Genomic DNA, 1,684 nt, shown 5'->3' with positions numbered 1-1,684 from the left:
CCGCATACCTGGCCGGCTGTTCCTCTGTATCTATTTTTCCAAGAACTGTTCGCAGTTCTGGATACTGGTCCAGTATGCTCTGGAGGCGGTTATCCAGCAGGGCGTCATAAATGCCATAAGCAAGCTTGTTGGCCATCAGCTCTTTCTCTCAAGCGTTGCAAGGTATGCATCAAGGACCGGCAGATCAGCCTCGGCCCAGTCCAGGCCGGTAAGCTCGCCCGGTGGAAACCAGGCAGCTTCTGCATGTTCTGCAAGCTTGAATCCGGAGGTCTTTGCCTTGCAGATGAAAGGATAAAGGGTAACAATGAAGTCCGGGTAGTGATGAGTAGCTGGGGACAATTCACCCGCAATGTCAATCTCTAGAGCCAGTTCTTCCCGGATTTCTCTTTTCAGACATTCTCCTGGATCTTCCCCGGCTCTTATCTTGCCCCCAGGAAATTCCCATTTCAGGGGCAGCTGCATTAAAGCGCTGCGCCTGGCCGCCAGGACCAGCCCGTTTCGCTCAATAATGGCGCAGGTTACGTGGATGTGGGGCATGTATTCTCCACTGTCTTGACGGCTTGGATATCCTTTTTTGAATTTAAGGTTTAATGCAGATCATACAGCCACCCACTGCCGGCAGAGAACCTCCGCCTGTTCCAGGACGGTCTGAGTCGCTTTCTCCTGCTTATCGGGAGGATAACCGTATCTGCGCAGGATCCGTAATGTTTTTCCTGCCTGAGTCGTTCATCATCCAGCACATATCCCTTGATAATGAATTCCTTGAGTGTCTTGGTCGCCCAGACCCGGAACTGGGTGGCCTGATAGCTGTTGACCCTGTACCCCACGGCAATGATGGCGTCGAGGTTGTAATATTCCAGCTTTCGTTTGACGTTGCGGTTGCCCTCCCGACGAACTGTTTCCAAAATGGAAATAGTTGCCTCCCGCTCCAACTCTCCTGAATCGTAGATGTTGCCAAGGTGTTTGCTGATAGCCGGGACTTCAACGTCGAAAAGTTCTGCGATTGCTTTCTGCGTCATCCAGAAACTTTCATCATGGTACAAAACGCCGACTTTCTTGTTGCCTTCCGGGGTGCTGTAAAGGATTATTTCGTTGGTCATACTCCGGACTCCTCAACAAACTTCTCGGCATCCGGGACACGCAGTTTGCCGGAAATGAGTCTGGGAAGGAGGGTGTCGCGGAGGGAAGCGAGGGTGTTTGATATATTTGGCCTGAAAGGAATCAGAGATGTACTTCAAGAAAATCAACCCCAGGACCACGTATTTGTACTCCGAGGCGTCCATATGGCCCCGGAGTTTGTCAGCTGCGGCCCACATCTGGTTTTCAAAGCCGAGGTTGGCACCGTTATTATGCTTGGTAGCCACGTAGTATCTCCTTATTGTTTGGCTGTCCAACCGCTTTACATCACCGGCAACAAAAAGCAGAGCGAGGAACGAGCGGCGCTTATTGCTGTCCGAGTGCATGTGATTGTTATGTTCTTTTGTTTACCAATAAACGGGGGCATTGAATTCCTTAACGCACATGGGACGTTCATTAATAGTTGGAATCGGCTCTACCGTTAAAGATTGGCCAAGCCAGCCAAAAGGCATTGAAAGCTTTAGCGGAGCCTGAATTACATTTTCTGAAAGCGACTGAAACCCCACCTTTGAATAAAAGGATGGATCTCCATATGTGACAGCAACAT

Annotated in this window: 3 protein-coding genes and 1 pseudogene; all 4 read right to left on the bottom strand. The window is 50.3% G+C overall.

The genetic code is table 11. The features are described 5' to 3' along the window. Positions 1-135: 135 nt before the first annotated feature. On the bottom strand, positions 136-537 hold the full coding sequence (locus D5S03_RS08525; RefSeq protein ID WP_008871804.1) for a (deoxy)nucleoside triphosphate pyrophosphohydrolase: 402 nt from the start codon (positions 535-537) through the stop codon (positions 136-138). 50 nt (positions 538-587) lie between these two features. Continuing rightward, the gene (locus tag D5S03_RS13840; RefSeq protein ID WP_008871803.1) at positions 588-1,100 is read right to left on the bottom strand and encodes a virulence RhuM family protein; all 513 of its coding nucleotides are present in this window, start codon (positions 1,098-1,100) and stop codon (positions 588-590) included. Positions 1,101-1,112: 12 nt separating this feature from the next. Beyond that, on the bottom strand, positions 1,113-1,316 hold the full coding sequence (locus tag D5S03_RS08515) for a type I restriction-modification system subunit M N-terminal domain-containing protein (RefSeq protein ID WP_208596449.1): 204 nt from the start codon (positions 1,314-1,316) through the stop codon (positions 1,113-1,115). Positions 1,317-1,484: 168 nt separating this feature from the next. Then, positions 1,485-1,684: pseudogene (locus tag D5S03_RS08510) on the bottom strand (GNAT family N-acetyltransferase); the annotation flags it as partial.

The sequence above is a fragment of the Desulfonatronospira sp. MSAO_Bac3 genome (genome assembly GCF_003838035.1).
GTDB classification, from domain to species: Bacteria; Desulfobacterota; Desulfovibrionia; order Desulfovibrionales; family Desulfonatronovibrionaceae; genus Desulfonatronospira; species Desulfonatronospira thiodismutans.
The sequence above is the reverse complement of the archived record's forward strand: the minus strand, read 5'-3'. Positions and strand labels throughout refer to the sequence as shown.